This window comes from Streptomyces sp. HmicA12 (assembly GCF_000373565.1).
In the GTDB taxonomy this organism is placed as follows: domain Bacteria; phylum Actinomycetota; class Actinomycetes; order Streptomycetales; family Streptomycetaceae; genus Streptomyces.
In genome coordinates, this window is sequence record NZ_KB891807.1 from 52,251 (window position 1) to 70,245 (window position 17,995).

Here is a 17,995-nt window from a genome sequence, read left to right on the forward strand (position 1 = left end):
GCCGCCGCCCTGAGAGACTGGCCCCGACCGATCAGCACCACGACGACGGACAAGGACCGGGAACCGAGATGACCCGCGTGATCGCCGGGCGCGCCGGCGGACGCCGCCTGGCCGTGCCGCCGGGCAATGGCACCCGCCCCACCTCCGACCGGGCGCGCGAGGGCCTCTTCTCCACCTGGCAGGCCCTGCTCGGCACCCTGGACGGCACCCGAGTCGCCGACCTCTACGCGGGCTCGGGAGCCGTCGGCCTCGAGGCGCTCTCCCGCGGCTCGGCGCACGCTCTGCTCGTCGAGGCCGACGCCCGGGCCGCCCGCACGATCCGCGAGAACATCAAGGCCGTCGGCCTGCCGGGAGCAGAGGCACGTACCGGAAAAGCGGAACAAATCATCGCGGGCCCGCCTCCGGCCACCCCCTATGACCTGGTCTTTCTCGACCCCCCGTACGCGGTCTCGGACGACGATCTTCAGGAGATTCTGCTCACACTCCGTACCGAGGGCTGGCTCGCGGACGACGCGCTCGTCACCGTTGAACGCAGCACCAGAGGCGGCGAGTTCCACTGGCCGGACGGGTTCGAGGGACTGAGGTCCCGGCGCTACGGCGAGGGCACGTTTTGGTACGGTCGCGCCGCCTTGAACACCACCCTCACGTGCGACGACGCACGATGACCGGACCGGAGAGCGAGGGACTTCCCGTGCGCCGCGCAGTCTGTCCGGGGTCGTTCGACCCCATCACCAACGGACACCTCGACATCATCGCCCGAGCCTCCAAGCTGTACGACGTCGTGCACGTCGCGGTGATGATCAACCAGTCCAAGCAAGGACTGTTCACCGTCGACGAGCGGATCGAGCTGATCCGCGAAGTCACCGCCGAATTCGGCAACGTGGAGGTGGAGTCGTTCCACGGCCTCCTCGTCGACTTCTGCAAGCAGCGCGACATCCCCGCGATCGTGAAGGGCCTGCGCGCCGTCAGCGACTTCGACTACGAGCTGCAGATGGCCCAGATGAACAACGGCCTCTCGGGTGTGGAGACCCTCTTCGTCCCCACCAACCCCACCTACAGCTTCCTGTCCTCCTCGCTCGTCAAGGAGGTCGCGGCCTGGGGCGGTGACGTGTCGCACCTGGTCCCGCCGCTGGTGCACGAGGCGTTGACCGAGCGCCTGCCCAAGAAGTGACACCCACCCACCAGTTGGGCATACAGTCGTCCCGTCCGTCTCCAAACCCCCTGTCATCCCGGTGACAAGACGAGAGAGTGGCGAGCACACGGTGGACGTGCAGAAGAAGCTCGACGAGATCGTCGCCGCGGTCGGCAACGCCCGATCCATGCCCATGTCGGCCTCGTGCGTGGTCAACCGCGCCGACCTTCTCTCGATGCTCGAAGAGGTGCGCCAGGCGCTCCCCGGCTCCCTGGCCCAGGCCCAGGAGCTCATCGGCGGCCGCGAGCAGATGGTGGAGCAGGCCCGCGCCGAGGCCGATCGGATCATCGAGACCGCGCACGCCGAGCGCGGCTCCCTGATCTCCGACACCGAGATCGCCCGTCGTTCGCAGAACGAGGCGGACCGGATCCTCGCGGAGGCCCGCCAGGAGGCCGAGGAGGTGCGCGCCGAGGCCGACGACTACGTCGACTCGAAACTCGCCAACTTCGAGGTCGTCCTCACCAAGACCCTCGGCTCGGTCGGCCGCGGCCGCGAGAAGCTGCTCGGCACCGGTCCCGGCATCGACGAGCAGGGTTACGAGGACGAGGACGCTCCCGAGCGCAGCCACGATCCCGAGACGTTGCGCCGCGACGCCGACGCCTACGTGGACGTCAAGCTCGGCGCCTTCGAGGCGGTGCTCGCCAAGACCCTGGAGGCCGTCGGCAAGGGGCGCCAGAAGCTGCACGGCCGCATCGCCTCCGACGACCTGGGCGCGCTGCACACGGACGGCGAGGGCGGCGCCCAGGCGCACACCAGTGACGCCGACTACCTCGCGGGCCTCGCCGAGATCGGCAACCTCGACGGTGGGGCAGGCCAGGCCGCCGTCACCCAGGAGCCGCAGGCCCAGCAGGCCCCGCAGATCCCGGCCCAGCAGCCCGCGTACGCGCAGGAGATGCCGCAGCAGGATCCCTACGCGGCATACCAGCAACAGCCGTACGGTCAGCAGGACCCGTACGCGGCGTACCAGCAGCAGGATCCGTACGGGTACCAGCAGCAGGACCCCTACGCGGCCCAGCAGCAGGCCCAGTACCAGTACGGCTACCAGCAGGACCAGCAGGACCAGCAGCAGCCTCAGGACGCCGGTGCGCTGGACGAGACCAGCCTCTTCGACACCAGCATGATCAGCATGGATCAGGTGCGGGAGTACGAGCGGCAGTACGACCAGGGCCGCTGAGCCCTGCTGGTCCCGGCTGTTCGAGGGTGGCCGGGACCGGATTGGGCCGTGAGCGAAAGGTCCAGTATCCTGGCTCTTCGGTCGCGCGTACACGTGCCTTCCGAGCTGCCCGGAATATCGGAGCAGCAGCCCCGAGCTTCCTCATGAGCTTCGTAGAACGAAAGCAGGACCAGCCCTGAACACCCACCTCGACCACCGCAACCCCCTCGTGTTCGACACACACGAGCTGGGTCGGCGTCCTGGTGCCATGCAGCGGCTGTCCCGCACGATCGACGCTCCCAAGGACTTGGGCATCCAGGGAGTCATCGCGGTGCCGGAAGGCGCCCCGGTGGAGCTCGAGCTCCGTCTGGAGTCGGTCATGGAAGGGGTGCTTGTCACAGGCACCGCCCGTGCATCGGCCAAGGGGGAGTGCGTAAGGTGTCTGGAGCCGCTCGACCACGAGGTCGACGCGGACTTCCAGGAGATGTTCTCGTACCCTGACGCCGACGACCGGGGCCGCGTGAAAGCGGAGCCGGCCGACGACGCCGAGGAAGACGAGGACAGGCTCTATCTCGAGGACGGTCTGTTCGACCTCGAGCCTGTGCTGCGTGATGCGGTGGTGCTCGCACTGCCGATGCAGCCGGTGTGCCAGGAAGACTGCGAGGGTCTGTGCTCCGAGTGCGGAGTGCGGCTTTCGGACGAGCCTGGCCACCACCATGACGCCGTCGACATCCGTTGGGCGGCATTGCAGGGACTCGCTGGCACCATCCAGGACGGCGAGAAGGACGAGATGAGCGGCGCCGAAGCGGGCGTCGACGAGAAGCAGGAGAAGTAGCCGTGGCTGTTCCGAAGCGGAAGATGTCGCGCAGCAACACGCGCCACCGCCGGTCGCAGTGGAAGGCTGCGGTCCCCACCCTGGTTTCGTGTGAGCGTTGCCAGGAGCCCAAGCTGCAGCACATCGCGTGCCCCGCTTGTGGCACCTACAACAAGCGCCAGGTCCTCGAGGTCTGAGCGGCTGGTGAGAGGCACAGTGGCTAGCCAAAAATCGGCGGATGACGCCAAGAAAAAGGCGGACACCACAGCCTCGTCCCACACGCTTCTGGAAGGGCGGCTCGGGTACAAACTCGAGTCCGCCCTTCTGGTGCGTGCGCTGACGCATCGCTCGTACGCGTACGAGAACGGTGGCCTGCCGACCAATGAACGGCTCGAGTTCCTCGGGGACTCGGTGCTCGGTCTGGTCGTCACCGACACCCTCTACCGAACCCACCCCGACCTGCCCGAGGGCCAGCTGGCCAAGTTGCGGGCCGCGGTGGTCAATTCGCGTGCGCTTGCGGAGGTCAGTCGCGGGCTCGACCTGGGTTCCTTCATCCGGCTCGGCCGGGGCGAAGAGGGCACAGGCGGCCGGGACAAGGCGTCCATCCTCGCCGACACCCTTGAAGCGGTGATCGGCGCTGTCTATCTGGACCAAGGTCTGGATGCGGCGGGCGAGCTGGTGCACCGGCTCTTCGACCCGCTGATCGAGAAGTCCTCGAATCTGGGTGCCGGCCTGGACTGGAAGACCAGTCTCCAGGAGCTCACGGCGACCGAGGGGCTCGGCGTTCCCGAGTACCTGGTCTCCGAGACCGGTCCCGATCACGAGAAGACCTTCACTGCTGCCGCCCGCGTCGGAGGCGTCTCGTACGGCACCGGCACCGGCCGCAGCAAGAAGGAAGCGGAGCAGCAGGCCGCGGAGTCCGCCTGGCGGGCGATTCGCGCTGCCGCGGATGAGCGGGCCAAGGCCGCCGCGGCCGAGGGGGCGGGCGCCGACAGCGCCCCCGGGGCGTAGTTCTTCCGTTTCCTGGAGCGCCCGTCTTCACCGGTTTCCGCCGGTGGGGGCGGGCGTTTTTGTCGTTGTCGTCCGCGGGCCGGTGGGGCTTCTCGCGCCCACGCGGTGGAGCCGCAAATCGGTACAGCCCCGCGCCCCTTCGGGGCGCGATACTCTCGCCCCCAGCCAAAAAGATCTGGAGGAACCCGTGCCCGAGCTGCCCGAAGTCGAAGTGGTGCGGCGGGGGCTCGCGCGGTGGGTGGCGCGGCGGACCGTGGCCGAGGCCGAGGTGCTGCATCCGCGTGCCGTGCGGCGGCACATCGCGGGTGGGGACGACTTCGCCCACCGGCTCAAGGGGCAGCGGGTCGGTGAACCGAGCCGGCGCGGCAAGTACCTCTGGATCCCTCTCGACACCACGCACACGGCGGTCCTCGCGCATCTCGGCATGAGCGGTCAGCTGCTCGTGCAGCCGCACGACGCTCCCGACGAGAAGCATCTGCGCATCCGCGTGCGGTTCGACGACGACCTCGGTACCGAACTGCGCTTCGTGGACCAACGCACCTTCGGTGGGCTGTCGTTGCACGACACCACACCGGACGGTCTGCCGGACGTCATCGCGCACATCGCCCGCGATCCGCTCGACCCGCTCTTCGACGACGCCGCCTTCCACGACGCGCTGCGCCGCAAGCGCACCACCATCAAGCGCGCCCTGCTCGACCAGTCGCTCATCAGCGGTGTCGGCAACATCTATGCCGACGAGGCACTTTGGCGCGCGAGGCTGCACTACGAGCGTCCCACCGCCACGTTCACGCGCCCGCGCACGGCCGAACTCCTCGGCCACGTGAGGGATGTGATGAACGCGGCGCTCGCGGTCGGCGGGACCAGCTTCGATTCGCTCTACGTCAATGTGAACGGTGAGTCGGGGTATTTCGACCGGTCCCTCGACGCGTACGGACGCGAGGACGAACCCTGCCGACGGTGCGCCACCCCGATGCGGCGCCGCCCGTGGATGAACCGGTCCAGCTACTTCTGTCCGCGCTGTCAGCGGCCGCCGCGCGCGTCGTCGTAACGCTCGCGCGCCACCAGTACGTCGTCCATGCGGCCCTCCACGAAGTGGATGAGGGTCAGCAGGCGGTCGGCCACGTCCCGGCCCAGCGGGGTGAGCTCGTAGTCGACGCGCGGCGGGTTCGTGGGCTGGGCCTCGCGGTGCACCAGGCCGTCGCGCTCCAGCGCTTGCAGTGTCTGGGAGAGCATCTTCTCGCTGACGCCGTCGACCCGGCGCCGCAACTCGTTGAACCGGAACGAGCCCTCGTGCAGCGCCCCGAGCGTGAGTGCGCCCCAGCGGCCCGTCACGTGCTCCAGGGTGCCGCGCGACGGGCAGGCCTTGGCGAACACGTCGTAGGCGCTGTCGTCCGCGCTGTCCGTGACGTCGTCGGTGAGGGGCATGGGTTCAGCGTACTCCCGCACAGCGCATCCCGAAGGATTGCGCTAACCGGCAGTAAGCGTGCGGGCGGCGGGTCCGGGCCGGTCGGTCCTAGTAACCGAAGTCCTGGGTCCACCACGGGCCGCCGGAGCCGAAGTGCACCCCGACGCCGAGCGTCTTGAAGTCGCAGTTGAGGATGTTCGCCTTGTGGCCTTCGCTGTTCATCCAGGCGTCCATGACGGACTGGGCGTTGGCCTGACCGCGGGCGATGTTCTCGCCGCCCAGGTTCGTGATCCCGGCCTTCTTGGCGCGGTCCCACGGCGTCGCGCCGTCCGGGTCCGTGTGGTCGAAGAAGTTCCGCGCGGCCATGTCCTCGCTGAAGTCGCTCGCGAGCGAGGCCAGGCCGCTGTCCGCGGTCACGGGGGAGCAGCCGACCTTGGCGCGCTCCTGGTTGACGAGGGTGAGCACCTGCGCGGCGGCCGCGGCCTCGTCGGACGTCGTCGTGGCGGAGCCCGAGCCGGCGGCGGGTGCCTCGGTCTTGGCCGCGGCGGACTTGGAGGGGCTCGCGGTCTTCGTCTTCGTCTCGCTGCCGGAGTCCTTCTGGGACTGCTCGGTCCGCTCCGGCGTCTTCGAGGGCTTCGCGGACGGCTCGGCCGACGCGGACTTCGAGGGCGAGGCGGAAGGGGAGGCCGAACGGTCCTGGCCACGGCTGGCGGCGGACTCCGACGCGCGGTCCTCGACCGTGCCGTCCGTGCCGCCCTGTGCCTCGACGGTGGGGGAGTCGGCGGCCTGCACCTTGTTGCCGTTGTGGTCGCCGCCGAGCTTGAAGTTGTCGCCGCCCGGGATCAGCCCCGAGGCCACCGCGACCGCACCCATGGCCACGGCGGCGGAGGCGCCGAGCAGCCCGGTGCGCAGCGGGACGCCGTCACGCTTCTTTCGGCGGTGGGCGCGGCCGCGCTGCGGATCGCCGGAGACACCGCTCCCGCCGGCCGAGGATATGGAGCCGTACACGGCCGTCAGGGTCTCGTCCTGCGGGGAGTACGAGGGCACCGAGGACGCGGGGGACGCGGCGCCTGCCGACGCGTATGCGCCGTGCGCGGAATGTGAGGGGTACGAGGAGGTCTGCTCCCGGTACGCCCCCGCGTGATCAGCGCCGTACGCGTCGCCGTATTGTTCGGTGTACCCACCCGCGGAGCTGTGCTCCGGGGTCCCCGCGGCGCGGCCCGTGGCGGCGCGGCCGGCGGCGGAGCGTCGGTGGCGTCCCATGATCTTGGCCTTCCTCATCCTCGCGGTGGTCAATGTGACTCACCCGTACGGGTGAGGCTCATCGGTCCGCGACGGTACCCCAGAACGCAAGGGGACGAAGTGCTCCGAGAGCAATTGGCCGGTTAGCGTGCAGCCATGAATGAAGATGTGCGGCTGGTCGCGTGGGTGCGAGGACGCGTCCAACGTGTGGGTTTCCGCTGGTTCACGCGGGCGAGGGCCCTGGAGATCGGCGGCCTGAGTGGTTTTGCTCTCAATTTGGACGACGGTCGCGTGCAAGTGGTCGCCGAGGGATCGCGCGCCGCGTGTCAGCAACTGCTCGACTGGCTCCACGGCGACGACACACCCGGCCGCGTCGACGGTGTCACCGAGATCTGGGACACACCTCGCGGCGGCTACGACGGATTTGCCATTCGCTGAGCAGTCACCGCAGACGGGGGCGGGTGCACCCCGATTCGAGATGCCGCAGGCAACTGCTCCGGGCAGAAATGCCCTGGTGGTTGCCAAGGCGGGGGAGTCGTGGCAGGCTCCCGGAGTACGGATGATCTCTACGCCCCCAGGGCCCCGAAGGTCCGGCCACACCGCAAGATCCGCGGTGCAGAGCCCCCGGGTTGCCCGCCAATACGGGGCGTGATCGTGTTGACCGTCAAACTTTTTGGTGAGACTCTGGAATCCCCGCGCACCTTAGCTGTTTGGCATGTGGGAACGGCCAGCAAGACAAGAAGTGCCAAGCACCGCGGGTGCGTTTTCCCTCTCGACCCTCACGACCCACCATCGCTTCGGTCGGTCACTCAGTGTGGAGGACCATCCATCATGGCAAAGGCGCTTCTCGGTTACGTCGGCGGCAGCGACCCGCGACTCCTCGCCGAGATGCGACGGCTCCAGCAGCGTGTACAGGATCTGGAATCCGAGCTCGGCAGGATCCAGGCCGAGAACGACGCGCTCGCGGCTGCCGCTTCTCACGACTCTCTGCTCGAGAGCATCGACGTACCCCAGGCGGAGCCTGCACTCACCTGACCGCATCCAAGGGCGCACCGTCGTCCGCGGCCGGGCTGCTCGTAACCACCGCTTGACAGAGCAACGCACCAGATATGCAAGGGACGCTTCGGCGTCCCTTCTTTCTTCTCCTCACCTGCTCCGGTCTCCACGGCCCCCCGCGCACCGAAGCGTGTTCTTAACGTCTGATGTGCCCTGCACCTTCATGAGCGAAACCGTGGGTTCATGGAGTGAGACAGGGGTGGCCGGTAGAGTCCGACGGCGTGCACCTCAAGGCTCTGACCCTGCGCGGGTTCAAATCGTTCGCCTCGGCCACCACGCTGCGGTTCGAGCCGGGCATCACCTGTGTCGTGGGCCCCAACGGCTCGGGCAAATCCAATGTCGTGGACGCCCTCAGCTGGGTCATGGGCGAGCAGGGAGCCAAGTCCCTGCGCGGCGGCAAGATGGAGGACGTCATCTTCGCCGGGACGACCGGCCGGCCGCCGCTCGGCCGCGCCGAGGTCTCCCTCACCATCGACAACTCCGACGGCGCGCTGCCCATCGAGTACGCCGAGGTCACCATCACGCGGATCATGTTCCGCAACGGCGGCAGCGAGTACCAGATCAACGGGGACACCTGCCGGCTGCTCGACATCCAGGAGCTGCTGTCCGACTCCGGCATCGGGCGCGAGATGCACGTCATCGTCGGGCAGGGACAGCTCGACGGCGTGCTGCACGCCGACCCCATGGGGCGCCGCGCCTTCATCGAGGAGGCCGCCGGTGTCCTCAAGCACCGCAAGCGCAAGGAGAAGGCGCTGCGGAAGCTGGACGCGATGCAGGCCAACCTGTCCCGCGTACAGGACCTGACCGACGAACTGCGGCGGCAGCTGAAGCCGCTGGGCAGGCAGGCGGCCGTCGCCCGGCGGGCCGCCGTCATCCAGGCCGATCTGCGCGACGCCCGGCTGCGGCTGCTCGCCGACGATCTCGTACGGCAGCGGGAGGCGCTCAGCGCCGAGGTCGCCGACGAGGCCGAGCTGAAGCGGCGCAAGGAAGCCGCGGAGGACGAGCTGAAGAAGGCCCTCCTGCGCGAGGGGCACCTTGAGGACGAGGTGCGGCAGCTCACGCCGCGGCTGCAGCGGGCGCAGCAGACCTGGGTCGAGTTGTCGCAGCTGGCCGAGCGGGTGCGCGGGACGATCTCGCTCGCCGACGCGCGGGTGAAGAGCGCGACGTCCGCGCCCGCCGAGGAGCGGCGCGGCCGCGACCCCGAGGACCTGGAGCGCGAGGCCGCCCGGGTGCGGGAGCAGGAGGCCGAGCTGGAGGCCGCCCTCGAAGCCGCGCAGACCGCGCTCGACGAGACCGTGTCCCACCGCGCCGATCTGGAGCGGGAACTGGCCGTCGAGGAGCGGCGGCTCAAGGACGTCGCCCGGGCCATCGCCGATCGCCGGGAAGGGCTCGCCCGGCTGCAGGGACAGGCCAACGCCGCGCGCTCCCGAGCCGCGTCCGCGCAGGCCGAGATCGACCGGCTCGCCTCCGCGCGGGACGAGGCCGAGCAGCGGGCCGCCGCCGCGCAGGAGGAGTACGAGCAGCTCAAGGCCGAGGTCGACGGGCTCGACGCGGGCGACGAGGAGCTGGTGCAGCAGCTGGAGACCGCCAAGGCGCAGCTCGCCGAGGCCGAGTCGGCGATGAGCGCCGCGCGGGAGGCGGCCACCTCCGCCGAGCGCAAGCGGGCCGCCGTCGCCGCCCGGCGCGAGGCGCTCGCCCTCGGTCTGCGGAGGAAGGACGGCACGGGGGCGCTGCTCGGGGCGACGGAGCGGCTGAACGGGCTGCTCGGGCCCGCCGCCGAGCTGCTCTCCGTGGAGCCCGGGTTCGAGGTTCCGGTCGCGGCGGCGTTCGGGGCGGCCGCCGACGCCATCGCCGTGGCGTCTCCCGCCTCCGCTGCCGAAGCGATTCGCCTGCTGCGCAAGCAGGACGCGGGGCGGGCGGCGCTGCTGCTGGCGGGGGAGAGCGCGGCGGGCCCCCTCGATGCCGACGGACTTGGTACCGGCGCCCCCGGTGCCGCCCCTGGTGACGCACCGAACCCGGGCAACGCCCCGTACGCCGCCGAACTCGTGCGGGGACCGGCCGAGTTGCTGCCCGCGGTGCGCCATCTGCTGCGCGGCATCGTTGTCGTGGGCACCCTGGAGGACGCCGAGGACCTGGTCTACGCGCGGCCCGAGCTGACCGCGGTCACCACCGAAGGGGACCTGCTCGGGGCGCACTTCGCGCAGGGCGGTTCCGCCGGGGCGCCGAGCCTCCTCGAAGTGCAGGCCTCCGTCGACGAGGCCGCCGCCGAACTGGAGCAACTGGCCACTCAGTGCGAGGAGTTGGCCGAGGCGCAGCATGCCGCCGGTGAGCGGCGGGGCGAGTGTGCCCTGCTCGTGGAGGAGTTGGGTCAGCGGCAGCGGGCCATAGAGCGGGAGCGGTCCGGGCGGGCCCAGCAGCTGGGAAGGCTGGCCGGGCAGGCGCGCGGCGCCGCGGGGGAGGCCGAGCGCAGCGCCGCGGCCGCGGCCAAGGCGCAGGACGCGCTGGAGAAGGCCGCCATGGACGCGGAGGAGCTGGCCGAGCGGCTCGCCGTGGCCGAGGAGCAAGCCCCCGTCGGGGAAGGAGGGGACGAAGAACCCGACACCTCGGTGCGGGATCGTCTCTCCGCGGACGGGGCCAACGCCCGGCAGACCGAGATGGAGGCCCGCCTTCAGGCACGTACCCATGAAGAGCGGGTGAAGGGCCTCGCGGGACGCGCCGACTCGCTCGACCGGGCCGCGCGGGCGGAGCGGGAGGCACGCGCGCGTGCCGAGCGGCAGCGCGCCCGTCTGAAGTACGAGGCCTCTGTCGCCGAGGCCGTCGCGTCCGGCGCCCGGCAGCTGCTCGCGCACGTGGAGGTGTCCATCGCGCGGGCCGATCAGGAGCGCACGCTCGCCGAGCAGGCCAAGGCCGTACGGGAGCAGGAACTCGTCGTCGAGCGGGGCCGCGGCCGGGATCTCAAAGCAGAACTCGACAAGTTGACGGATTCAGTCCACCGGGGCGAGGTACTAGGAGCGGAGAAGCGGCTGCGGATCGAGCAGCTGGAGACCAAGGCGCTGGAGGAACTCGGTGTCGAACCGGCCGGGCTTGTCGCGGACTACGGTCCCGATCAGCTCGTGCCGCCCTCGCTCCCCGCCGAGGGGGAGGAGCTGCCCGAGGACCCGGAGCATCCGCGCAACAGGCCGCGACCGTTCGTCCGTGCGGAGCAGGAGAAGCGGCTCAAGTCCGCCGAGCGTGCCTATCAGCAGCTGGGCAAGGTCAATCCCCTTGCGCTGGAGGAGTTCGCGGCCCTCGAAGAACGCCACAAGTTCCTCAGTGAGCAGCTGGAGGACCTGAAGAAGACCCGTACCGACCTTCTTCAAGTGGTGAAGGAGGTCGACGAGCGGGTCGAGCAGGTGTTCACCGAGGCGTACCGGGACACGGCCCGTGAGTTCGAGGGCGTCTTCAGCCGGCTGTTCCCGGGCGGCGAGGGACGGCTGATCCTGACCGACCCGGACAACATGCTCACCACGGGTGTGGACGTCGAGGCCCGCCCGCCGGGCAAGAAGGTCAAGCGGCTCAGCCTCCTGTCCGGCGGCGAGCGGTCGCTGACCGCCGTGGCGATGCTGGTCTCCATCTTCAAGGCGCGGCCCAGTCCCTTCTACGTGATGGACGAGGTCGAGGCGGCGCTCGACGACACCAACCTGCAGCGGCTGATCCGGATCATGCAGGAGCTGCAGGAGGCCTCGCAGCTCATCGTGATCACGCACCAGAAGCGCACGATGGAGGTCGCCGACGCGCTGTACGGCGTCTCCATGCAGGGCGACGGGGTGTCGAAGGTGATCAGTCAGCGGCTGCGGTAGGGCGCGCACCTCTCCTCCAAGTCTTCAAGACTTGAACTCAAGGCGCCCCTTCTGTGTCCAAAATTCACAGGACCCGAAGTATTGACTTAGAAACTTGAACGCATAGTCTCTGCAACGTTGCTTTTACCTTCAGGTGGTGGGCGGCGTGAAGTTGTGCGCCACTGGAAGGGCCTCGCCCCCACCCCGGCAGCGTTGCCGGGCGGCACCAGGAGTCCACGTGACCAGCACTTCGGCACCTTCATCGGGAGCCAGGGAAGCCCAGCCCGATCATCTCGGGCACGTCATCTTCATCACGGCGGCAGCCGCGATGGGTGGCTTCCTGTTCGGCTACGACAGCTCCGTGATCAATGGCGCGACGGTCGCCATCCAGCACAAGTTCGACGTGAACGCCGACGTGCTGGGTTGGATCATCGCCTCCGCGCTGCTCGGCTGCGCGGTCGGCGCGGCGGTCGCGGGCCGGCTCGCGGACCGCATCGGACGCATCCGCTGCATGCAGATCGCCGCCGCCCTCTTCGCGATCAGCGCGGTCGGTTCGGCTCTGCCGTTCGCCGCCTGGGACCTGACGATGTGGCGCGTCATCGGCGGCATCGGCATCGGCATGGCGTCCGTGATCGGCCCGGCCTACATCGCCGAGGTGGCCCCGCCCGCGTACCGCGGCCGGCTCGCCTCGTTCCAGCAGGCCGCCATCGTCATCGGCATCGCGATCTCCCAGCTCGTCAACTGGGGCATCCTGAACATGGCCGACGGCGACCAGCGCGGCAAGCTCGGTGGCCTCGAGGCCTGGCAGTGGATGCTCGGCGTCATGGTCATCCCGGCCGTCCTCTACGGTCTGCTCTCCTTCGCGATCCCCGAGTCGCCGCGCTTCCTGATCTCCGCCGGCCGTGAGGCCGAGGCCAAGAAGGTGCTGGCCGAGGTCGAGGGCACCGGTATCGACGTCGACGCGCGCGCCGCGGAGATCGAGGCCGGTATGCGCAGCGAGCACAAGTCGACGTTCAAGGACCTGCTCGGCGGCAAGTTCGGCTTCCTGCCGATCGTGTGGATCGGCATCTTCCTGTCGATCTTCCAGCAGCTCGTCGGCATCAACGTGATCTTCTACTACTCGAACCAGCTGTGGCAGTCGATCGGCAAGGACCCGTCGAGCTCGTTCCTGTACTCGTTCGAGACGTCGATCGTGAACATCATCGGTACCGTCATCGCGATGATCTTCGTCGACCGCATCGGCCGCAAGCCGCTCGCGATCATCGGCTCCGCCGGTATGGCGATCGCCCTGTTCACCTGTGCCTGGGCCTTCTCGTACCGGACCGGCTCCGGCGACAACGTCTCGCTGCCGAACGCCCAGGGTCTGACCGCGATCATCGCGGCCAACGCCTTCGTGCTCTTCTTCGCCCTGTCCTGGGGCGTGGTGGTCTGGGTGCTGCTCGGCGAGATCTTCCCGAACCGGATCCGCGCCGCGGCGCTCGGTGTGGCGGCCTCGGCCCAGTGGCTGGCCAACTTCGCCATCACCAAGACCTTCCCGAGCATGTCCGAGTGGAGCCTGACCGGCTCGTACATCATCTACGGCGCCTTCGCCGCGATCTCCATCCCGTTCGTGATGAAGTTCGTGAAGGAGACCAAGGGCAAGGCCCTGGAGGAGATGGGCTGACCGGCCCACTCCCCGCAAGACCCGGGGAGACGGCTCATCAATCCCCCGCCGCCGTCTCCCCGATGACCTCGCCGCCCCCGGATTCCGGAGGCGGCGCCGTCATGCCCGGGGTCACCAGATCAGGACGCCGCCCGCGATCTCGCGCGCCGCGTGGCAGCGCTCCTCGATGATGCGCAGGCGGTGCGAGATTCCGTCCTGGTGCTCCTCGACCGAGCGTGGATGCCGGGTGGCGTGGGCGATCTCGTACAGGTACGGGCGCAACAGGCCGATCTCCGCGAGCAGTTCGCCGACCCGATCAGGCTCGACGTACAGATCCTCGTAGGCCGGCAGCGGCAGGAGCCGGGCGCCCAGTGCGCGCACCACGCCGGAGCCCCACACGTTCTTGCGCCACGACTCGAAGCCGCCCGAGAAGATCACGTCGTCGGGGGTGTCGAGGATGCGCAGCCCACCGTCGGGGTCCCGCACGAAGAGATCGACCATCAGGCTCATGCCCCCGGTGGAGCACCCGCCCTCGCGGGTCAGTGAGTGGATATCGCCGGCAGCACCTGCTCCGCGAACAGCCGCAGGCTGCGCCATCCCTCCTCCAGCGGCATACCGCCCGACAGCGGGTGCAGTACGTAGTTGTCGAGGCCCTGCGCCACGCACTCCTCGGGCGTCAGGACCCGGTAGACGCCCTCGGCGCGCAGCTCCTCGACCGACGACGCCGCCGATTTCACCGCCGACTTGATGTCTCCCGACTGCCAGGACGCGTACGTCCGCGCCTCGTGCAGGAAGTGCTCGCCGTGCTCGGCCCAGGTGCGGTCCGGGTCCGTGGAGAGGTGCAGGAGCGGGGTCGTCCTCGCGGGCATCATGGTCCAGCCCTCGGTCCCGTACTCGACGAGCTTCTCCTTGTAGTACGCCTCCAGCTCCGGCAGATGCGCGCTCGGGAAGAAGGGCAGTCCGAGCCGGGCCGCCCGGCGCGCGGCCGCCTGCGAGGAGCCGCCGACCAGCAGCATCGGGTGCGGCTGGGTGAAGGGGCGGGGCGTGACGCGGACCCGGCGCCCGCGGAAGGTGAACTCCTCGCCGGTCCAGGCCCGCAGCAGCGTCTCCAGGAGCTCGTCCTGGAGCTTGCCGCGCCGTTTCCACTCCACGTCGAACTGCGCGTACTCCTCGGGCCGGTAGCCGATCCCGGCGACGGTCAGCAGCCGGCCGCCGCTGACCAGGTCGAGCACGGCGATGTCCTCGGCGAGCCGGAGCGGGTCGTGCAGGGGACCGATGATCGCGGAGACGGTGACGACGATGCGACGCGTCGCGCCGAGCACCGCGCCGGCGAAGGTGAAGGGCGAAGGCAGCCAGTTGTTGGCGACGCCGTGGTGCTCCTCGGTCTGCACGGTGTCGACGCCGTGCTCGTCGGCGTACTTCGCCATCTCCACGGCCGCCTGGTAGCGGGCGCCGAGCGACTCGGGGGTGCCGGCCGGGTCGACCAGGTTGAACCGTACGACGGACATGGGCATGCGGAGACCGCCCTTCGCGAGAGGTGGGGGTCGGCTGACGCGCGTGGACGATAGCTGACGGGCCGTCAGGTTGCCAGAGGTGCGACGCGTCGCGCGCGCGGGTCGGTCGGAACGACGACGAGATCAGGGTCTGCCCCCGCGCTACGGCGGGGGCAGACCCTGATCCTGGGCGGTGGCGCGTCAGCCGATGTCGGCCGAGCGGTCCAGTTCGCGCGGGGAGTCCGTGGCCGGCGCCTCGGAGTCGTCCGGGGCCGTGGTGGTGTCGGCCGGCTTCGGAAGGACCAGGTACAGCAGGCCGGAGACGACGATCGTGACGACCCAGCCGAGGCCGTTGCGACCGATCCAGGTGTCCGAGAACGGGCCGCTGAACCAGGCGGCGTCCGCCGTGCCGGCCGTCGTGAACAGCAGGCCGGCGCCCAGTCCGACGAGCCAGGCGATGACGGCGGAGGGGCTGAATCCGCCGCGGTACCAGTAGGCGCTGGTCCGCGTGGTGTCGAGGAGGGCCGCGCCGTCGTAGTGCTTGCGCGTGAACATGTCCGCGCCGAAGACGCCGACCCACGCGGAGAAGGCGACCGCGAGCAGAGAAAGGAACGCGATGAACGAGTTCATGAAGCTGGTCGCGACGAGCATCAGGACGGCGCCGAAGACCAGCGAGATGACGGCGTTGATGGAGACCGCCCAGTGCCGCGGGACCTTGAAGCCGAGGGTCTGCGCGGTGAAGCCGGCCGAGTACATCGACATGGCGTTGATCAGCAGCATGCCGACCAGGGCGATCAGCAGGTACGGCACCGCGATCCACATCGGCAGGATCTCGCCGAGGAAGGAGACCGGGTCGGCCGCGTTGGCCAGGTCGGGCACGGAGGTCGCCATCACGGCGCCCATCAGGACCATCGGCAGGACGACGAGGCCGGCGCCGCCGATCGAGTTGCCGACGATCGCCCTGGAGGAGGCGGTGCGCGGCAGGTAGCGCGTGAAGTCGGGGGAGGAGGGGATCCAGCTGACGCCGCCCGCGGCGATCATGCCGATGCCCGCGATCACCATCGACGTCTGCCCCGCGGGCCTGCCGAAGACCTCGGACCAGTCGGTGTCGACGATCAGATAGACCAGGACGAGCACCGAGAAGAGGCCGAAGAGGTACGTCGCGTACTTGTTGCACTTCTGTACGACGTTGATGCCCAGGCCGGAGATCGCGAACGTGGTCACGACGAACAGCAGGAGCGTGATCACGACGAGGACGTCGTTCTTCCGGATGCCGAAGACGATGTCCAGGACCGTGAGCATGGCGTACGCGCCGGTGACCGCGTTGATGGTCTCCCAGCCCCAGCGCGCCACCCAGATCAGCGAGCCGGGCAGCAGGTTGCCGCGCTGCCCGAAGACCGCGCGGGACAGCGCCATGCCGGGCGCGCCGCCGCGCTTTCCGGCGATCCCGATCAGGCCGACGAGGCCGTACGACACGACCGGCGCGGCGATGGCCACGATCAGGGTCTGCCAGAAGCTGAGCCCGAACGAGACGGACAGCGTGGCGCCCATGGTGAGCAGCAGCACGCTGATGTTGGCCGCGACCCACGTGGGGAACAGTTCGCGGGTCTTCGCCGTGCGCTCGGCGTCGGGAACGGGTTCGAGGCCACGCGTCTCGAGTGCGCCCTCGGATTCGGCGGTCTTGCTCATGCGGTGGGGTTCCGTGCCTCTCGCTCGGCTCAGACGTGGGGGACGGGAGAGCCGGTGGGGGTGGGGGGCCTGCCGAACCTGCTGCGAGGTCCGGGGTGATGCGGTTGTGTCGATCGAGTGGGACTCTACGCGCGTCGATGCGAGGTCTTCCATCGTACTTTAGTCCGAGTCATACCTTCCAGAGCCCTTTGTCCTTTGGAGGAAGGCACGAGAGCGGCCCCGGCCAGGCCCCATGACTGATACTGGACGAGTTATGGAAATCGTCATCCTTGCTGTAGTCATCGCCGTGGTCGTGATCGGCGCGGTCAGCGGGCTGGTGGTCAGCGGTCGCAAGAAGAAGCAGCTGCCGCCCGCCCCGCCCGCCGCCCCCGACATCACCGCCGCCCCGCCCGCCGAGCCGCATGTCGGCGACGAGGCCGAGACGCCGCGCGACGAAGCGCGGCGCACGATCGAGGAGGTGGATCTTCCGGTCGCGGAACCGGAAGCCGAACCCGCTGCCGAGCCCGAGGTCGCCGAGGAGCCCGCCGCTCCCGAGATCGAGGTCCCGGAGCCGACCGCGGGCCGCCTGGTGCGGCTGCGCGCCCGCCTCTCCCGCTCGCAGAACGCGCTCGGCAAGGGGCTGCTCACGCTCCTGTCGCGCGAGCACCTCGACGAGGACACCTGGGAGGAGATCGAGGACACGCTGCTCACCGCCGACGTCGGCGTGCAGCCCACCCAGGAGCTGGTCGAGAACCTGCGCGAGCGCGTGAAGGTGCTCGGCACCCGTACCCCCGAGGAACTGCGCGGCCTGCTCCGCGAGGAGCTGCTCAAGCTGCTCGTCCCCGAGTTCGACCGCTCCGTGAAGACGGAGGGGAACGCCGAGGGAACCACCCCGGGCATCGTGATGGTCGTCGGCGTCAACGGCACCGGCAAGACCACCACCACCGGCAAGCTCGCGCGCGTGCTCGTCGCCGACGGCAAGAACGTCGTGCTCGGCGCTGCAGATACGTTCCGCGCGGCCGCCGCCGACCAGCTGCAGACGTGGGGCGAGCGCGTCGGCGCCCGCACCGTGCGCGGCCCCGAGGGCGGCGACCCGGCGTCCATCGCCTTCGACGCCGTCAAGGAAGGCATCGAGGAGGGCGCGGACGTCGTCCTCATCGACACCGCGGGCCGACTGCACACCAAGACCGGCCTGATGGACGAGCTCGGCAAGGTCAAGCGCGTCGTGGAGAAGCACGCGCCGCTCGACGAGGTGCTGCTCGTCCTGGACGCGACCACCGGTCAGAACGGCCTGGTCCAGGCGCGGGTGTTCGCCGAGGTCGTCGACATCAGCGGCATCGTGCTGACCAAGCTGGACGGCACGGCCAAGGGCGGCATCGTCATCGCGGTCCAGCGTGAGCTGGGCGTGCCGGTGAAGCTCGTGGGCCTCGGCGAGGGGCCGGACGATCTGGCGCCGTTCGAGCCGGAGGCGTTCGTGGACGCGCTGATCGGGGAGTAGCCG

General features: G+C 69.7%; 17 protein-coding genes. 12 read left to right on the plus strand and 5 right to left on the minus strand.

Annotated features, from left to right (window positions below; translation table 11 throughout):
* The first annotated feature begins 68 nt into the window (after positions 1–68).
* The 7 genes from rsmD (at position 69) to mutM (ending at position 5,218) form a co-directional block, all read left to right on the plus strand.
* Entirely contained in the window at positions 69–665 is a 597-nt protein-coding gene (rsmD, locus tag B072_RS0116525; protein WP_018531066.1) for a 16S rRNA (guanine(966)-N(2))-methyltransferase RsmD, read from the plus strand.
* A 26-nt stretch (positions 666–691) separates the two neighbouring features.
* Positions 692–1,171, plus strand: a complete 480-nt coding sequence (coaD, locus tag B072_RS0116530) for a pantetheine-phosphate adenylyltransferase (RefSeq protein WP_199791046.1) — start codon at positions 692–694, stop codon at positions 1,169–1,171.
* Between the two features lie 91 nt (positions 1,172–1,262).
* Entirely contained in the window at positions 1,263–2,366 is a 1,104-nt protein-coding gene (locus B072_RS0116535; RefSeq protein WP_018531068.1) for an ATP synthase F0 subunit B, read from the plus strand.
* A gap of 247 nt (positions 2,367–2,613) precedes the next feature.
* A complete protein-coding gene (locus B072_RS0116540; RefSeq protein ID WP_018531069.1) occupies positions 2,614–3,180 on the plus strand; it encodes a YceD family protein in 567 nt (188 codons plus the stop codon).
* Positions 3,181–3,182: 2 nt separating this feature from the next.
* On the plus strand, positions 3,183–3,356 hold the full coding sequence (gene rpmF / locus B072_RS43330; protein ID WP_030361955.1) for a 50S ribosomal protein L32: 174 nt from the start codon (positions 3,183–3,185) through the stop codon (positions 3,354–3,356).
* A 7-nt stretch (positions 3,357–3,363) separates the two neighbouring features.
* On the plus strand, positions 3,364–4,170 hold the full coding sequence (gene rnc / locus B072_RS0116545; protein ID WP_199791047.1) for a ribonuclease III: 807 nt from the start codon (positions 3,364–3,366) through the stop codon (positions 4,168–4,170).
* 187 nt (positions 4,171–4,357) lie between these two features.
* Positions 4,358–5,218: a bifunctional DNA-formamidopyrimidine glycosylase/DNA-(apurinic or apyrimidinic site) lyase gene (gene mutM, locus B072_RS0116550; RefSeq protein WP_018531071.1), complete on the plus strand. Its 861-nt coding sequence runs from the start codon at positions 4,358–4,360 to the stop codon at positions 5,216–5,218.
* On the opposite strand, the gene B072_RS0116555 is transcribed toward mutM, so the two are convergent.
* Entirely contained in the window at positions 5,191–5,595 is a 405-nt protein-coding gene (locus tag B072_RS0116555) for a winged helix-turn-helix transcriptional regulator (RefSeq protein WP_018531072.1), read from the minus strand. The two genes, mutM and B072_RS0116555, sit on opposite strands and share 28 nt — an antisense overlap.
* Positions 5,596–5,683: 88 nt before the next feature.
* Complete coding sequence (locus B072_RS0116560; RefSeq protein WP_324603828.1) at positions 5,684–6,583, minus strand: CAP domain-containing protein; 900 nt, start codon at positions 6,581–6,583, stop codon at positions 5,684–5,686.
* Positions 6,584–6,973: 390 nt separating this feature from the next.
* On the opposite strand from B072_RS0116560, the gene B072_RS0116565 reads away from it, so the two are divergent.
* From B072_RS0116565 to B072_RS0116580, 4 genes are all read left to right on the plus strand, one after another.
* A complete protein-coding gene (locus B072_RS0116565; protein WP_026245916.1) occupies positions 6,974–7,255 on the plus strand; it encodes an acylphosphatase in 282 nt (93 codons plus the stop codon).
* A 393-nt stretch (positions 7,256–7,648) separates the two neighbouring features.
* Complete coding sequence (locus B072_RS0116570) at positions 7,649–7,852, plus strand: hypothetical protein (RefSeq protein ID WP_018531075.1); 204 nt, start codon at positions 7,649–7,651, stop codon at positions 7,850–7,852.
* Positions 7,853–8,094: 242 nt separating this feature from the next.
* Positions 8,095–11,712: a chromosome segregation protein SMC gene (gene smc / locus B072_RS0116575; protein ID WP_018531076.1), complete on the plus strand. Its 3,618-nt coding sequence runs from the start codon at positions 8,095–8,097 to the stop codon at positions 11,710–11,712.
* A 217-nt stretch (positions 11,713–11,929) separates the two neighbouring features.
* The gene (locus B072_RS0116580) at positions 11,930–13,354 is read left to right on the plus strand and encodes a sugar porter family MFS transporter (RefSeq protein WP_026245917.1); all 1,425 of its coding nucleotides are present in this window, start codon (positions 11,930–11,932) and stop codon (positions 13,352–13,354) included.
* A gap of 111 nt (positions 13,355–13,465) precedes the next feature.
* On the opposite strand, the gene B072_RS0116585 is transcribed toward B072_RS0116580, so the two are convergent.
* The 3 genes from B072_RS0116585 to B072_RS0116595 all read right to left on the minus strand — a co-directional run bounded on the left by B072_RS0116585 (position 13,466) and on the right by B072_RS0116595 (position 16,515).
* On the minus strand, positions 13,466–13,843 hold the full coding sequence (locus B072_RS0116585) for a hypothetical protein (protein WP_026245918.1): 378 nt from the start codon (positions 13,841–13,843) through the stop codon (positions 13,466–13,468).
* Positions 13,844–13,872: 29 nt separating this feature from the next.
* Entirely contained in the window at positions 13,873–14,847 is a 975-nt protein-coding gene (locus tag B072_RS0116590; RefSeq protein WP_018531079.1) for an LLM class flavin-dependent oxidoreductase, read from the minus strand.
* Between the two features lie 180 nt (positions 14,848–15,027).
* Positions 15,028–16,515: a cytosine permease gene (locus B072_RS0116595; protein WP_018531080.1), complete on the minus strand. Its 1,488-nt coding sequence runs from the start codon at positions 16,513–16,515 to the stop codon at positions 15,028–15,030.
* 253 nt (positions 16,516–16,768) lie between these two features.
* Between B072_RS0116595 and ftsY the strand changes: the two genes are divergently transcribed.
* The gene (ftsY, locus tag B072_RS0116600; RefSeq protein ID WP_026245919.1) at positions 16,769–17,992 is read left to right on the plus strand and encodes a signal recognition particle-docking protein FtsY; all 1,224 of its coding nucleotides are present in this window, start codon (positions 16,769–16,771) and stop codon (positions 17,990–17,992) included.
* Positions 17,993–17,995: the final 3 nt, after the last annotated feature.